This window comes from Mycobacterium sp. (assembly GCF_019247635.1).
Classification (GTDB): domain Bacteria; phylum Actinomycetota; class Actinomycetes; order Mycobacteriales; family Mycobacteriaceae; genus Mycobacterium.
Window position 1 is genome coordinate 1 of the sequence record NZ_JAFBAR010000027.1, and the last position, 14,391, is coordinate 14,391.

Annotated in this window: 12 protein-coding genes and 2 pseudogenes; 2 read left to right on the top strand and 12 right to left on the bottom strand. The window is 65.3% G+C overall.

Translation table 11 applies throughout. The features are described from left to right. The 4 genes from JO236_RS04455 to JO236_RS04470 form a co-directional block, all read right to left on the bottom strand. On the bottom strand, positions 1 to 137 hold a 137-nt coding region (locus tag JO236_RS04455; RefSeq protein WP_293325346.1), incomplete at its 3' end, for a GTP-binding protein. A 101-nt stretch (positions 138 to 238) separates the two neighbouring features. After that, positions 239 to 709 (bottom strand): 30S ribosomal protein S7, encoded by a 471-nt coding sequence (rpsG, locus tag JO236_RS04460; RefSeq protein ID WP_293325318.1) that lies wholly within the window; start codon positions 707 to 709, stop codon positions 239 to 241. Beyond that, positions 709 to 1,083, bottom strand: coding sequence for a 30S ribosomal protein S12 (gene rpsL / locus JO236_RS04465; RefSeq protein ID WP_007167812.1), 375 nt, complete (start codon positions 1,081 to 1,083; stop codon positions 709 to 711). The genes rpsG and rpsL overlap by 1 nt, the downstream gene beginning before the upstream one ends. A gap of 301 nt (positions 1,084 to 1,384) precedes the next feature. Next, entirely contained in the window at positions 1,385 to 2,029 is a 645-nt protein-coding gene (locus JO236_RS04470; protein WP_293325321.1) for a TetR/AcrR family transcriptional regulator, read from the bottom strand. A gap of 158 nt (positions 2,030 to 2,187) precedes the next feature. Between JO236_RS04470 and JO236_RS04475 the strand changes: the two genes are divergently transcribed. Continuing rightward, positions 2,188 to 2,556, top strand: coding sequence for a DUF3060 domain-containing protein (locus JO236_RS04475; RefSeq protein ID WP_293325324.1), 369 nt, complete (start codon positions 2,188 to 2,190; stop codon positions 2,554 to 2,556). A gap of 30 nt (positions 2,557 to 2,586) precedes the next feature. Continuing rightward, on the top strand, positions 2,587 to 3,084 hold the full coding sequence (locus tag JO236_RS04480) for a DUF3060 domain-containing protein (protein WP_293325327.1): 498 nt from the start codon (positions 2,587 to 2,589) through the stop codon (positions 3,082 to 3,084). Here the strand turns inward: JO236_RS04480 and JO236_RS04485 are convergent. From JO236_RS04485 to JO236_RS04520, 8 genes and pseudogenes are all read right to left on the bottom strand, one after another. Beyond that, the gene (locus JO236_RS04485) at positions 3,068 to 3,856 is read right to left on the bottom strand and encodes a crotonase/enoyl-CoA hydratase family protein (protein WP_293325329.1); all 789 of its coding nucleotides are present in this window, start codon (positions 3,854 to 3,856) and stop codon (positions 3,068 to 3,070) included. The genes JO236_RS04480 and JO236_RS04485 overlap by 17 nt on opposite strands. After that, the gene (locus tag JO236_RS04490) at positions 3,853 to 4,575 is read right to left on the bottom strand and encodes a PaaX family transcriptional regulator C-terminal domain-containing protein (protein WP_293325332.1); all 723 of its coding nucleotides are present in this window, start codon (positions 4,573 to 4,575) and stop codon (positions 3,853 to 3,855) included. Before JO236_RS04490 ends, JO236_RS04485 begins: the two co-directional genes overlap by 4 nt. Positions 4,576 to 4,578: 3 nt before the next feature. Next, complete coding sequence (locus JO236_RS04495; protein WP_293325335.1) at positions 4,579 to 5,526, bottom strand: crotonase/enoyl-CoA hydratase family protein; 948 nt, start codon at positions 5,524 to 5,526, stop codon at positions 4,579 to 4,581. A 9-nt stretch (positions 5,527 to 5,535) separates the two neighbouring features. Beyond that, entirely contained in the window at positions 5,536 to 7,164 is a 1,629-nt protein-coding gene (locus JO236_RS04500; RefSeq protein ID WP_293325338.1) for an acyl-CoA dehydrogenase family protein, read from the bottom strand. A 79-nt stretch (positions 7,165 to 7,243) separates the two neighbouring features. Beyond that, a complete protein-coding gene (locus JO236_RS04505) occupies positions 7,244 to 7,999 on the bottom strand; it encodes a deoxyribonuclease IV (RefSeq protein ID WP_293325341.1) in 756 nt (251 codons plus the stop codon). Positions 8,000 to 8,108: 109 nt separating this feature from the next. Beyond that, positions 8,109 to 8,971, bottom strand: a pseudogene (locus JO236_RS04510) (hypothetical protein); the annotation flags it as partial. Between the two features lie 166 nt (positions 8,972 to 9,137). Beyond that, positions 9,138 to 13,088 carry a DNA-directed RNA polymerase subunit beta' gene (locus JO236_RS04515; protein WP_293325343.1) on the bottom strand — a complete coding sequence of 1,317 codons (3,951 nt, stop codon included), beginning with the start codon at positions 13,086 to 13,088 and terminating at the stop codon, positions 9,138 to 9,140. A gap of 57 nt (positions 13,089 to 13,145) precedes the next feature. Then, a pseudogene (locus JO236_RS04520) lies at positions 13,146 to 14,391 on the bottom strand (DNA-directed RNA polymerase subunit beta); the annotation flags it as partial.

Here is a 14,391-nt window from a genome sequence, read left to right on the forward strand (position 1 = left end):
ACCTCACCGATCTTGTAGCTGATACCGGTGTAGTAGAGGATGCGCTCGGTCGTCGTCGTCTTGCCGGCGTCGATGTGCGCCATGATGCCGATGTTGCGGACCTTGGTGAGGTCGGTCAGCACGTCCTTCTGTGCCACAGAAGTCTTCCCACTCTTTCGGTTGCTTAGTAGTTCACTCGGTTGCGCCCAGCATTCTCTGGTGTCGCCGCCTTCGCGGCTTCGAGGCCGCAGCGCACTCTCTACCAGCGATAGTGCGCGAAGGCGCGGTTTGCCTCGGCCATCTTGTGGGTGTCCTCACGCCGTTTGACTGAGGCCCCCAGCCCGTTGCTGGCATCCAGAATCTCGTTGGCCAGCCGCTCGATCATGGTTTTCTCCCGGCGTTGCCGCGAGAAGCTGACCAGCCAGCGCAACGCTAGCGTCGTCGACCGGTCGGGGCGCACCTCGACGGGCACCTGATAGGTGGCGCCACCGACGCGGCGGCTCCGGACCTCCAAGGCCGGCTTTACGTTGTCGAGTGCGCGCTTGAGGGTGATGACGGGATCGGTACCGGTCTTGTCGCGAGCGTGCTCGAGCGCACCGTAAACAATGCGCTCGGCCAGCGATTTCTTCCCCTTTAGCAGAATTTTGTTCACCAGCTGGGTGACCAGCTGCGACCCGTAGACCGGGTCGTTGACCAGCGGACGCTTGGGTGCGGGCCCCTTGCGCGGCATCAGCTCTTCTCCTTCTTGGCGCCGTAGCGGCTCCGAGCCTGCTTGCGGTTCTTGACGCCCTGGGTGTCGAGCGAACCGCGGATGATCTTGTACCGCACACCGGGCAGGTCCTTAACCCGCCCGCCACGGACCAGCACCATCGAGTGCTCCTGGAGATTGTGGCCTTCACCCGGGATGTACGCGGTGACCTCGACCTGACTCGTCAGCTTCACGCGGGCGACCTTCCGAAGCGCCGAGTTGGGCTTCTTCGGAGTGGTGGTGTACACGCGAGTGCACACGCCACGACGCTGCGGGCTGCCCTTCAGAGCGGCGGTCTTGACCTTGGCGATCTTGTCCCGACGACCCTTGCGGACCAGCTGCTGAATGGTTGGCATCTACCGGCTTTCTCTGTTGGCGTTCGGCGTCTTCAATGGTGTGCAAGTCTTTGTAGTGCAGTTATGCCCCTTCGCAGTACCCCGCGACCGGGCGTGTCGCACGCGCCCAGCACCGGAGACTTCCCCGCTGCTTCGTGGACATACGAATTAGCCCGGCATCCGTTCCCTTACGTCAGGCGCCGTAAGCCGCCAGGCACGAGCTACCACAATACCCGCCGCCAGTCGCGCAGGTCAAAGCGGCGTCGCGGCCCTCATCCCCGCACGTCCGCGAGGGTGAAACGGCACCACACTGGGGCCAGTTTTAGGTCAGTTGGGCAGTGCCGGAAGCGGTGCGCCTCTCCAAGCCGGCAGCCAGCCGCAGCACCATGTCGGAGTACACCCCGTCGGTGTCGAGGCCGTCCATCACACCGGTCATTTCCAGCAACACGAACCCATGCATCGCCGACCAGAACTCGAGCGCAGCGTGGAACGCATCTTCGCCGTCCAGATCGTAGGACGACAACACTGCGATTACGGGCGCGGCAGCGCCTCTGGTGGCGGCGGTGTACTCCGGATCGTCACCACCCAATGGCATTCGGGTGAAAGCCGAGTACCGACCGGGGTGGTGGTGGGCGTAACTGCGGTAAGCGGCCGCCATGACGAGTACCGCATCGTCGCGGGCGCGGCCCTCGCCAACGCGGTTCAGCATCGTGATGATGTCGTCGACGACCCGAATTCGCACCGCCCGGCGCAGGTCCTCGAGGCTGTCGACATGGTTGTAGAGCGAGGGCCCCTTGGTGCCGAGCTGCGTAGCCAGCGCATTGATGGTCAGCGAGTCCCAGCCTTCCCGGTCCAGGAACGTCAGCGCACCCTCGACGATGCCGTCGCGGCTGAGCTTGCCCGGGCGGGCCGCAGATTTACCGGCACGCTGGCGCCCGCCCGCTGACGGCGGTTCGGGAGCTGCCATGACGATCGCCCTTCGGTTGCGAATTAACTAACGACTCTAGTTGACCGGCCCATCAAACGGCCGCACCCAAACTCCGGTTATCGAAGGTCTGTCGTGACGTGGGTGCATCCACGTACGCTCAGTCCAGCAGATCACCCGCCGGAGAAGGGGGGCCCACCGTGAAATGGATAACGGCACTCGGGTCACTTGCAACCTGTGTCATCACCATCATTGCCGCGCCCGCGCCGCCTGCCGCGCACGCCAAGAACGGCGACACCCACGTCACCGGGCAGGGCATCGAGACGACCATTGACTGCAACGACTCGACGCTCTTGGTCAACGGCAGCGCGAACAACGTTACGGCGAAGGGAAACTGCTGGGCGGTGACGGTAATGGGCTCGTCCAACACCGTCGTCGCTGACAGTGTCACCCACGACATCACCGTCTATGGCTATGACGAGACGGTCTTCTACCGCGCCGGCGACCCGTTCCTCTGGGACCGCGGTCGTGAGCTGGGCATGACCAACCGGCTTCAACTGGTGGGCTGACATAGGCAACCGAAGGGGTACCAAAAAATAATGCGCGCGCACCTCCCTGCGTCCAGACTGCCCGCGTTCGCCGTGACGGCGGCCTTGTCGGTAGCGCTCGGGCTGGCCGGCTGCAGCTCGACAGCGAACCCGCCCGCCACCTCCGGGACCTCGACGACGTCCGCCCCGGCCACGACGTCCGCGACGGTCCCGAGCAGCGGAACGGCGGCGCCGACTTCGACGAGCGGCCCGTCCACCACAGCTTCGATCCAGATCGGCAACACGCTGACCTACGGAGCCATCGGGGCCACCGCCACCCTGGACTGCGCCGACGGTAAATCACTGAACGTGGGCGGCTCGAACGACACGCTGACCGTCACCGGTACCTGCGCGACAGTCACCGTCGGTGGCGCCGGAAACAACATCACCTTCGACAAGATCGACAGCCACCTCACGGTGCTGGGAATGAACAACACCATCACGTACAAGGCCGGCGACCCGAAAGTCGACAACATCGGTTCGAGCAACGACATCAAGAAGGGCGGCTGACCGGCCATCCAGCCGACTCGCCGTGCCGGCCGACGCCCGCGGCGAACCGTCCTGCCCCCTCCATCGCCTCGGCGGCGACCCGCGAGATGCTGGCAAATTCACGATCGAGCGCGGCGGCCTCCGGCAGCCCCCATTGCTGCAGCGCCGACAGCCGGTCCGATCGCAGGCATTGTTGCGGTAAGTCAGCCAGTTGGGCCGCCAACTCTTCGGCCGCCCGCCGGGCCTGCCCCTTGGGCACAACACGATTGGCCAAACCGATGGCCAGTGCCTCATCCGCCTTTACCGCCCTACCGGTGAGGATCATGTCCATGGCCCGGCTGTGCCCGATCAGCCGCGGCAGGCGCACGGTGCCGCCGTCGATGAGCGGCACCCCCCACCGCCGGCAGAACACACCGAACACGGCGTCCTCCTCGGCAACCCGCATGTCACACCACAACGCCAACTCCAGTCCACCGGCGACGGCGTAACCGCTTACTGCTGCGATGACCGGTTTGGACAGCACCATTCGGCTCGGGCCCATCGGGCCCGGCCCTTCCCGGTGCACAGCATTGGCGTCTGGGGTGCCGAACGCCTTCAAATCCGCTCCCGCGCAGAAGGTTCCGTTGTCGCCCCACAACACCGCGACCGAGGAGGTGTCGTCACGGTCGAATTGGTCGAACGCGGCGTACAGCGACGCGGCCGTGGGACCGTTGACGGCATTGCGCGCCGCCGGCCGGTCGAGGATCACCGTGGTCACCGCGCCGTTGCGCTCCACCCGCACCGGATCACTCATGTCGCCTCCGCAAGTTGAGTTGTTTCGCGTCGCTCCGCCAATTCGGTGGCGAAGTTATGGTAAGCCGCACGCAGCCGGGCGCCCGGCCAATCGGTGGGCAGCAGTTCCGTCGGCAACATTGGATCGGTGAGCAGGTGGCGCACCATCGCGGCCGCGACCACGAACCGCCCGGGAACGTCTGTGGCGCTTTCCATCTCGTCGAGCAGACGGCTGCCCGTTGCCGCCCATTGCGGCAGATCCCACAGCTGGCCGGCCAGCTCTTCGGGTGCGTCGTCGCGTCCCCGCAGCACCCGCACCCGGGCGTGCATATCCGGGTCCAGATCCAGATTAAGGTTGTCGGGCCGTATCCACACGCCTTCGCGTAATTCACTAAATCGTTTGTCTTGCATGGTATTTCGCAGTGCTGCCCGGCCGCGGGCGTCGGTCCCGACGCTGGTCACGATCACGATGTGCCAGTAACCGGACCAAGCCATTGCCTGGGGGCGCATGGCCTGGTCCTGCCGCCGTTGCCGGGCCAGCAATCGATCCGAAAGGCGGTAGCCGTCGGCCGAGCGGATAAGGTCGCCCGCGGCAACCATTCGTGTCAGCGCCACCCGCAGCGTTGTCTCCTTGATGCCGAAATCGGCTGTCAGCTTTATCAATTCGCTCGCGCTCGCCCAGGCTGGATGCGCGCCGAGCAGAACGCTGAGCACCACCGAGCGGGCGGTCATCTGCGCCACGGTCTACACCTGTGACGCTTGCCGGCCGTGGTCGCCGAACGGCTCGTCGCGGTGCTTGACGGCCGCCCGAAAACCATGCTCGACCGCGTCGGCCACGAACGCGTGCCCCTCGGGGGTGTGGCGGGCGACACCGTCGAACACGGTACTGACCATCCTGCTGGTGACCACACCCTGTTGCAGCAGAGCGGAATTCAGCGCGAGCTTGATCATGATCAGCTGGTTCACCGGCAGCGCGGCGATCCTGTCCAGCAACCGTTCGGTGCGTTCGTCCAGGTCTTTCGAGTCGGGTGCCTCGACCGCCAAACCCCATTCGGCGGCCTGCGCGCCGGTGATGCAGTCGCCGGTGAACAGCAGACGTTTGGCACGCTGGTCACCGAGCCGATGGGCCCACAGCCCGGCCGCCGGGACACCCCACACCCGCGTCGGCGGGTAGCCGATCTTGGCGTCGGCGGCGGCGATCACCTGGTCGGCGTGCAGGGCAATGTCCGTGCCGCCGGCCACGCAGTAACCGTGAATCTTGACCACCGTGGGTTTGTCCGCGTGCATCAGGCTGGAGAACCCGCGCACGAATCGGCTCATCATCTGGTAGTCGATCATCGGGTCCCATGGCTGATTCGGCAGGTGGTTTACGGCCTGAGTCTTCCCGTCGAGCACGGTGCCTTGGTAGGCCCCTTTTACGCCTTCACCGCCGGCCGAACCGGTTCCGTCGGCGTACGCGGACAGGTCGAATCCCGCGCAAAACCCTTCGCCGCGACCGGAAACCAGAATGACGTGCACGTTGGGATCCAGATCGGCGCGCTCTACCAACGCCGACAGCTCCAGCGGAGTGTCGGCGACGATCGCGTTGCCCTTTTCCGGACGGTTGAAGGTGATACGCGCCACCCGGTCGGTCACCTCGTAGGTCATGGTTTTCAGGTTGTCGAAGTCGACCGCCCTGCTGGTGTGGGTCATCCTTCCGACTCAGCCCTTGACCAGTGCGCGCTCGAGAATGGGCGCCAGATCCAGCCCGGTCGGCATGGTGCCGAAGGCCCCACCCCACTGCCCGCCGAGGCGGGTGGCCAGAAAGGCCTCGGCCACGGCGGGGTGCCCGTGGCGCACCAGCAGCGAGCCCTGCAGCGCCAGGCAGATGTCCTCGGCGACCTTGCGAGCCCGGTACTGGATGGTCTGCACATCGCTCAGTTGTTGCCGCAGGTTCTCGACGTGGCCGTCCAGGCGGGAATCCTGGCCCGCGCTGTGGGCCAGGTCGTCGAACAGCACGTCGACGCATTCGGGGCAAGTTGCCATGGCGCGCAACGTGTCTAGCGCGCTGACGTTGCCCGAGCCCTCCCAGATGCCCATCAGCGGCGCCTCCCGGTAGAGCCGTGGCATGCCTGACTCCTCGACATAACCGTTGCCGCCCAGGCATTCCAGGGCTTCCGCAGCGTGCGGGGTGGACCGCTTGCACACCCAGTACTTGCTAGCGGCCAGACCGATGCGCCGGAATAGCGCTTCGGTGTCGTCACCGCGCACCGCCCTGTCGGTGGCCCCGGCCATCCGCATCGCGACCATCGTGGCAGCCTCGGCCTCCACGGATAGGTCCGCCAACACGTTGCGCATCAGTGGCTGGTCAATCAGATAGGCGCCGAATGCTTTTCGGTGCTGGGCGTGGTGGATGGCACGGGTAAGACCGGTGCGCATGCTGGTGGCACTGCCCAGGGTGCAGTCCAGGCGAGTAAGGTTGACCATCTCGATGATGGTCGCGACCCCGCGACCCTCCTCGCCCACCAACCATGCTGTGGCTCCGTCGTATTCGACCTCGCTCGAGGCATTGGCGTGGTTGCCCAGCTTGTCCTTGAGGCGCTGCAGGAACATTCGGTTGCGGGTGCCGTCGGGCAGGATCCTGGGCAGCAAGAAACAGGACAGCCCACCCGGTGCCTGCGCGAGCACCAGGAAGATGTCGCACATCGGCGCCGAGGTGAACCACTTGTGACCGGTCAGGCTGTAGGTTCCGTCGGCGTTCGAGGCGGCCTGGGTGGTGCCCGCGCGCACATCCGAGCCGCCCTGCTTTTCGGTCATCGACATGCCCGCGGTGACACCGGGTTTCGTCGTTGCGAGCCTCAACTCGGGGTCGTACTGGCGGCTGGTGAGCAACGGCTCGTATACGGTGGCCAGTTCGGGGTTGGCGCGCAGCGCGGGCACGACGGCGTAGGTCATCGAGATCGGACAGACGTGGCCCGGTTCGACGGTCCATACCGAGGTCTTGGCGGCGCGTACCACGTGTGCGCCCGGCCTCGGATCGGCCCACGGCGCGGCGTGCAGCCCGTGGGCGACCGCCGTGCGCATCAGCTCGTGATAGGCGGGGTCGTACTCGACCTCGTCGATGCGGTGCCCATATCGGTCGTGAGTGTGCAGGACGGGCCGGTTGCGGTCAGCGAGTTCGCCCCAGCGCTGCGCCTCTCGGCTGCCGTTTATGGCGCCCAGCTCGTTGACTTCTTCCAGGCCCCACTGACCGCCTTCGCGGATCAGCGCCTCGATGAGTACCGCGGAGGACGCGGGGTTGTGGTTTTCCAGCGTTGGGACCTGGTTGGTGACGACATGGGTGTCAGGCATGCGGTCAATGTTACATTTCTTCGACAAGTGCACAAGATATGTAATTCAAGCCCGCGTTCGGCCGCTTAGCCGCGGCTGGTTAGCCCGTGGTCTTCTCCCGCAGAAAAGCGATGTCGTCCTTACGTCCGTCGTCGGCGGTCTCGCAGATGACCGGCGCGTCCGCGGCCTTGACCACGGCCACGAGCAGCTCGGGATCGATCTGACCGGTGCCGAAGTTGGCGTGACGATCCGCGCCCGATCCGGCGGCATCCCTCGAGTCGTTGCAGTGCACCAGGTCGATGCGGCCGGTCAGGGCCTTGATGCGGTCTACGGCATCGACCAGCGCCTCACCTGCGGCCCACGCATGGCAGGTGTCCAAGCAGAAGCCAATTCCCTTGTCCCCGATGTGATCCCATAACCTGCCGATGGTGTCGAAGTAGCGGGCTATCGCGTGGTCGCCGCCCGCGGTGTTCTCCAGATACACCCGCACGTCGGTCTCTAGATAGTCGAGCGCCTTGACCCAACGCTCGAAACCGGCCTGCATGTCGTGGTCGTCAGCGTGGCCACCGTGCACGATCACCGCCGTCGCGTTGATCTCGGCGGCCGCATCGCAGGTGTCCTGCAGGATCTTGCGGGACGGGATGCGGACGCGGTTGTTGGCCGAGGCCACGTTGATGAGATATGGCGCGTGGACGTACAGCGGAATGGTCGACGCCTTGAGCGCCGCGGCGTCGTCGCGCGGTTTGGGCTTCTTCCAGCTCTGCGGGTTGCTGAGGAAGAACTGCACCACGTCGGCGCCATCTGTCTGGGCGGCGGCCAGGGGATCGTCGTTGCGCACGTGCGAACCGATAAGCACGTCGGCCAGTCTAGTGGGTCGCCGAGCTAGGGCGAGCAGACGCAAAAGCACCCGACACGCCGAGCGTGTAGGTGCTTTTGCGTCTGCTCGCGCCATTACCGCCGCTGTGGAGGTGATAGTTGACGCGGTCTACCAGGTCGACTGAGTCGCGCCTGATGTCGTCGACGGTCATCGGAATGCTGGTCCAGCCACACTCCTGCAACCGCGCGGTTTTCAACCGGTCATGTAACAGTGCGGTGCGGCTCAGGTGCCATTCGACGCTGTCGTACTCAGCGACGACCATCGCGTCCGGCCAGGCGAAGTCGACGCGCCATGCTCTGCCGTAGCGGTCCACGATGCGGTACTGCAGCTCGGGCGTTGGCAGTCGGGCCTCGATGAACACCAGCCTTGCCTCGCTTTCCATCGGAGACTCGACTCGACTCGGCCGTCGGCGTAGCCGACCAACTCCCGGACCTTGACGATCCCGCGACGGCCCTTCTGCTCGCGGATCGCCGCGTCCAGCTCGCCCCTGGTGCAGGCCCCGACATGCAGCGCGGCATCAAGCGTCGCCAGAGCACGCGGCCGCCGCAACACCCGCGCGGCTTCGATCACCGTCCACGCAGGCGCTGTCGCCAACCGGCCCTCGACGCGTCGCAGCGGTGCCCCGGTTCGCTGGTGCACCATCAGACTCGCCGACGGCCGCATCCGTATACCTGGGTCAAGGATGTGGAGCCGCGATGTGCTCTCGGTGTCGAAGCCGTACAGTGCCGCCGCCGTTCCCATGCACGCGACGATCGACTGGCCAGCAACCAAATCCAGCGCGGCCAGCTTGCCCAGCAAATCAGGCTCACACAGCGCATAGACCCCGTGGAACACCCGAATTAGCCTGCCCACCTTGACAAATCCAGCCAACTGCCTTCGCGTGATCACGGTCAGCAGTTCGCCGGTGGTGGCCAGACCGCCCCGCGCCAACACCGCGCTCTCGATATCCATGGCCACAAAGATGCGGCCAACTCGGCGACGGCAACAGGCAGGGACGGTCAGACTGGGGATAAACGCGCAACTCTGCATGGACGAGCAGACGCAAAAGCACCCGACACGCCGGGCGTGTGGGTGCTTTTGCGTCTGCTCGCCGGACTTACCGGAGTCGCGCTGCTAACTATCGGTAGTCGCTGTAGCCGTAGTCATCCAACGGAACCGCGGCACCAGTGGCTTGGCCGAAGTCCGGGCTGTAGTAGTGATCCTCGTAGGACGGGATCGTGTACGCCGCGGCGCGGGCCTCCTCGGTGGGCTGTACCTGGATGTTGCGGTAGCGGTTGATGCCGGTACCGGCCGGGATCAACTTACCGATGATCACGTTCTCCTTCAGACCGTTGAGCTTGTCGCTGCGGCAATTGATCGCCGCATCGGTCAGGACTCGTGTGGTCTCCTGGAACGACGCCGCACTCAGCCACGAGTCGGTGGCCAGCGACGCCTTCGTGATACCCATCAGCACCGGGCGGCCGGCGGCGGGCTCGCCGCCCTCGGCGACGACCCGACGGTTCTCGGCCTCGAACTCCGCACGGTCGATCAGCGAGCCGGGCAGGAACTCCGTCGAGCCCGAGTCGATGATGGTGACCCGGCGCAGCATCTGGCGAACGATAACCTCGATGTGCTTGTCGTGGATCGACACACCCTGCGCCCGGTAGACCTCCTGGACCTCGCGCACCAGGTGGATCTGGACCTCACGTGGGCCCTGCACGCGCAGCACCTCGTGCGGGTCGGCGGAGCCTTCCATCAGCTGCTGCCCGACCTCGACGTGGTCGCCGTCGGAGAGCACCCGCTCGGAGCCGTCTTCGTGCTTGAAGACGCGCAGCCGTTGGCGCTTGGACAGCTTGTCGTACACGACCTCCTCGCCCCCGTCGTCGGGAACGATGGTGATCTTGTAGAACCGCTCGCCGTCCTCAAGGCGAATCCGGCCGGTGACATCGGCGATCGGCGCCTTGCCCCGCGGCACGCGGGCCTCGAACAGTTCCTGCACACGCGGCAGGCCGCCCGTGATGTCCTCACCCACACCACCCTGGTGGAAGGTACGCATGGTCAGCTGCGTGCCGGGCTCACCGATGGACTGGGCCGCGACGATGCCGACAGCCTCGCCGATATCGACAAGTTTGCCGGTGGCCATCGAGCGGCCGTAGCAGGTCGCACAGACGCCGGTGCCGGTGGTACAGGTCAACACCGAGCGCACCTTGACCTGGGTGATGCCCGCCGCCAGCAGGGCGTCGATCTCCGGGTCACCGAGATCCTCGCCGCGCGCGACGACGACGTTGCCGGCCTCGTCGGCCGCATCGGTGCCCAAAGTCCGTGCGTACGCCGATGTTTCGATGTACGGGTCGCGGATCAACGTGCCGTCAGGCTGACGTTCGGCCAGCTCGACGATGATGCCGCGCTCGGTCTCGCAGTCGTGCTCGCGGACGATGACGTCCTGGCTGACGTCCACCAGACGACGCGTCAGGTAGCCCGAGTCGGCGGTACGCAATGCCGTGTCTGCCAAGCCCTTTCGAGCGCCGTGGGTGTTGATGAAGTATTCCAGCACGGTCAGGCCTTCGCGGAACGACGACTTGACCGGACGCGGGATGAACTCACCCTTGGGGTTGGTCACCAGACCCTTCATGCCGGCCAGCGTTCGGGTCTGGGTGAAGTTACCGGTGGCACCGGAGTCGACGATCGTGATGATCGGGTTGTCGCTGGGGTAGTGCTCCCGCAGCGCCTGACCGACCTCGTCGGTGGCTTCCTTCCAGATCTCCACCAGCGCCTCGTTGCGCTCGTCGTGGTTCAAAGCGCCACGCTGGAACTGCTTTTCGACCTTCTCGGCGCGCTCCTCGTAGTGGTCGAGGATCTCCTTCTTGCGCGGTGGCACCAGCACGTCGGCCATCGAGACCGTGACACCGCTTCGGGTCGCCCAGTAGAAACCGGCGTCCTTGAGCTTGTCGACGGTCTGCGCGACCACGATCATCGGGTAGCGCTCGGCCAGGTCGTTGATGATCGCGGCCTGCACCTTCTTGTGCATCTGCTTGTTCACGAACGCATAGCCGAGCGGCAAGAGTTCGTTGAACAGCACCCGGCCCAGGGTGGTCTCGGCCATCCACGGGTCCCCCGGCTGCCAGCCGTTGGTACCGAACAGCTCGGCCTCGATGTCGGCCGACGGCCGCAGCTGGGTCAGCCGCACCTTGATCTTGGCCCGTACCGACAGCACACCACGATCGGCCGCCATGATCGCCTCGGCCGGCGAGGAGTACACACCGGATTCCGGGGTGTCCTTGGCGGCGGCCCGGTATTCGCCGATGCCGCCTTCGACCTCGGTGGTCAGGTAGTACAGCCCGGTCACCATGTCCAGTCGCGGCATGGCCAACGGACGGCCAGACGCGGGCGACAGGATGTTGTTGGAAGACAGCATCAGGATGCGGGCCTCGGCCTGCGCCTCGGCGCTCAGCGGCAGGTGCACCGCCATCTGGTCACCGTCGAAGTCGGCGTTGAACGCCTCACACACCAACGGGTGCAGCTGAATCGCCTTGCCTTCCACCAGCATTGGCTCGAAGGCCTGGATGCCCAACCGGTGCAGGGTGGGCGCGCGGTTCAGCAGCACCGGGTGCTCGGCGATGACCTCTTCGAGCACGTCCCACACCTGCGCACGCTGCCGCTCCACCATTCGCTTGGCGCTCTTGATGTTCTGCGCATGGTTGAGGTCGACCAGCCGCTTCATCACGAACGGCTTGAACAGCTCCAGCGCCATCAGCTTGGGCAGGCCGCACTGGTGCAGCTTGAGCTGCGGGCCGACCACGATGACCGAACGGCCCGAGTAGTCGACGCGCTTACCGAGCAGGTTCTGCCGGAACCTGCCCTGCTTGCCCTTGAGCAGATCGCTCAACGACTTCAGCGGCCGGTTGCCGGGTCCGGTAACAGGCCGGCCCCGACGTCCGTTGTCGAACAACGCATCTACGGACTCCTGCAGCATCCGCTTCTCGTTGTTGACGATGATCTCGGGTGCGCCGAGGTCGATCAGCCTCTTGAGCCGGTTGTTGCGGTTGATCACCCGGCGGTACAGATCGTTGAGGTCGCTGGTGGCGAACCGGCCACCGTCGAGCTGCACCATCGGGCGCAGCTCCGGCGGAATCACCGGGACGGCGTCGAGCACCATGCCCATCGGTGAGTTGCCCGACTGCTGGAAGGCCGCGACCACCTTGAGGCGCTTTAGGGCGCGAAGCTTTTTCTGCCCCTTGCCGTTTCGGATCACCTCACGCAACGAATCGGCCTCGGCGTCGATGTCGAAGTTCTCGATCAGCTTCTGGATCGACTCCGCACCCATGGCGCCGGTGAAGTACTCGCCGTAGCGGTCCTGCAGCTCGCGGTAGAGGTTCTCGTCGACGATCAGCTGCTTGGGAGCCAGCTTGCTGAAGGTGCTCCAGATGTCCTCCAACCGGTCCAGCTCACGCTGCGCGCGGTCGCGGATCTGGCGCATCTCACGCTCGCCGCCGTCGCGCACCTTGCGCTTGACGTCGGACTTGGCACCCTCGTCCTCGAGCTCCTTCATGTCGGCCTCGAGCTTTTGGGCCCGCGCCTCGAGGTCGGCGTCGCGCTGATCCTCAACGCCCTTGCGCTCCACCACCATTTCGGCCTCGAGGGTGGAGAGCTCGTTGTGCCGCATCTCGTCGTCGACCGAGGTGATCACGTAGGCCGCGAAGTAGATGATCTTCTCCAGATCCTTCGGGGCCAGGTCGAGCAGGTACCCCAACCGCGACGGCACACCCTTGAAGTACCAGATGTGCGTGACGGGCGCGGCCAGCTCGATGTGACCCATCCGCTCGCGGCGCACCTTGGCGCGGGTCACCTCGACGCCGCAGCGCTCACAGATGATGCCTTTGAAGCGCACGCGCTTGTACTTGCCGCAGTAGCACTCCCAGTCGCGAGTCGGTCCGAAGATCTTCTCGCAGAACAGGCCGTCCTTCTCCGGCTTCAGCGTGCGGTAGTTGATCGTCTCCGGCTTCTTGACCTCGCCGTAAGACCATTGCCGGATGTCCTCCGCGGTAGCCAGACCGATACGGAGTTCATCGAAGAAGTTGACGTCGAGCACGTAACTCCCTTTCCCCTTTGCCGGGTTGAGTAGCTTCTAAGAAGGTCGGCCGACGGATCAAGCAAGATCCTCGACAGACGCGGATTCGTTGCGGGACAGGTTGATTCCCAGATTGGCCGCGGCACGCTCCAGGTCCTCGTCCTCGCCCTCGCGCAACTCGATGGCCGCGCCGTCCGACGACAGCACCTCGACATTGAGGCACAGCGACTGCAACTCCTTGAGCAGCACCTTGAACGACTCGGGGATGCCGGGCTCCGGGATGTTCTCCCCCTTGACGATCGCCTCGTAAACCTTGACCCGGCCGACGGTGTCGTCGGACTTGATGGTCAACAGCTCCTGCAGCGTGTACGCGGCACCGTAGGCCTGCATGGCCCAGCACTCCATCTCACCGAAGCGCTGACCACCGAACTGAGCCTTACCGCCCAGCGGCTGCTGGGTGATCATCGAGTACGGGCCGGTGGAGCGGGCGTGGATCTTGTCGTCGACCAAGTGGTGCAGCTTCATGATGTACATGTAGCCAACCGTCACCGGATACGGGAACGGCTCCCCGCTGCGACCGTCGAACAAGTTCGCCTTGCCGTCGGCGTTGACCAGCACCTCGCCGTCGCGGTTGGGCAGCGTGCAGGAAAGCAGGCCCTGCAGCTCCTCCTCCTTGGCGCCATCGAACACCGGGGTCGAGACGATCTGGTTCGGCTCGGCGTTCAGCAACTCCTCCGGCAGGTTTACCGCCCAGTCGGGTGAACCGTCGATAGTCCAGCCGGACTTGGCCACCCACCCGAGGTGGGTCTCCAGGATCTGACCGATGTTCATCCGTCGCGGCACACCGTGGGTGTTCAAGATGATGTCGACCGGGGTGCCGTCCGGAAGGAACGGCATGTCCTCGACCGCCAGGATCTTGCCGATAACACCCTTGTTGCCGTGGCGCCCGGCGAGCTTGTCCCCGTCGGAGATCTTGCGCTTCTGGGCGACGTAGACGCGGACCAGCTCGTTGACGCCGGCAGCCAGCTCGTCGTCGTCCTCACGGGAGAACACGCGTATGCCGATCACCTTGCCGGACTCGCCGTGCGGCACCTTCAACGAGGTGTCGCGGACCTCCCGGGCCTTCTCGCCGAAGATCGCCCGCAGCAGCCGCTCCTCGGGCGTCAGCTCGGTTTCCCCCTTCGGGGTGACCTTGCCGACCAGGATGTCGCCGTCTCGAACCTCGGCACCGATACGCACGATGCCGCGCTCGTCGAGGTCGGCGAGCACCTCGTCGGAGACGTTCGGGATGTCGCGGGTGATCTCCTCGGCGCCCAGCTTGGTG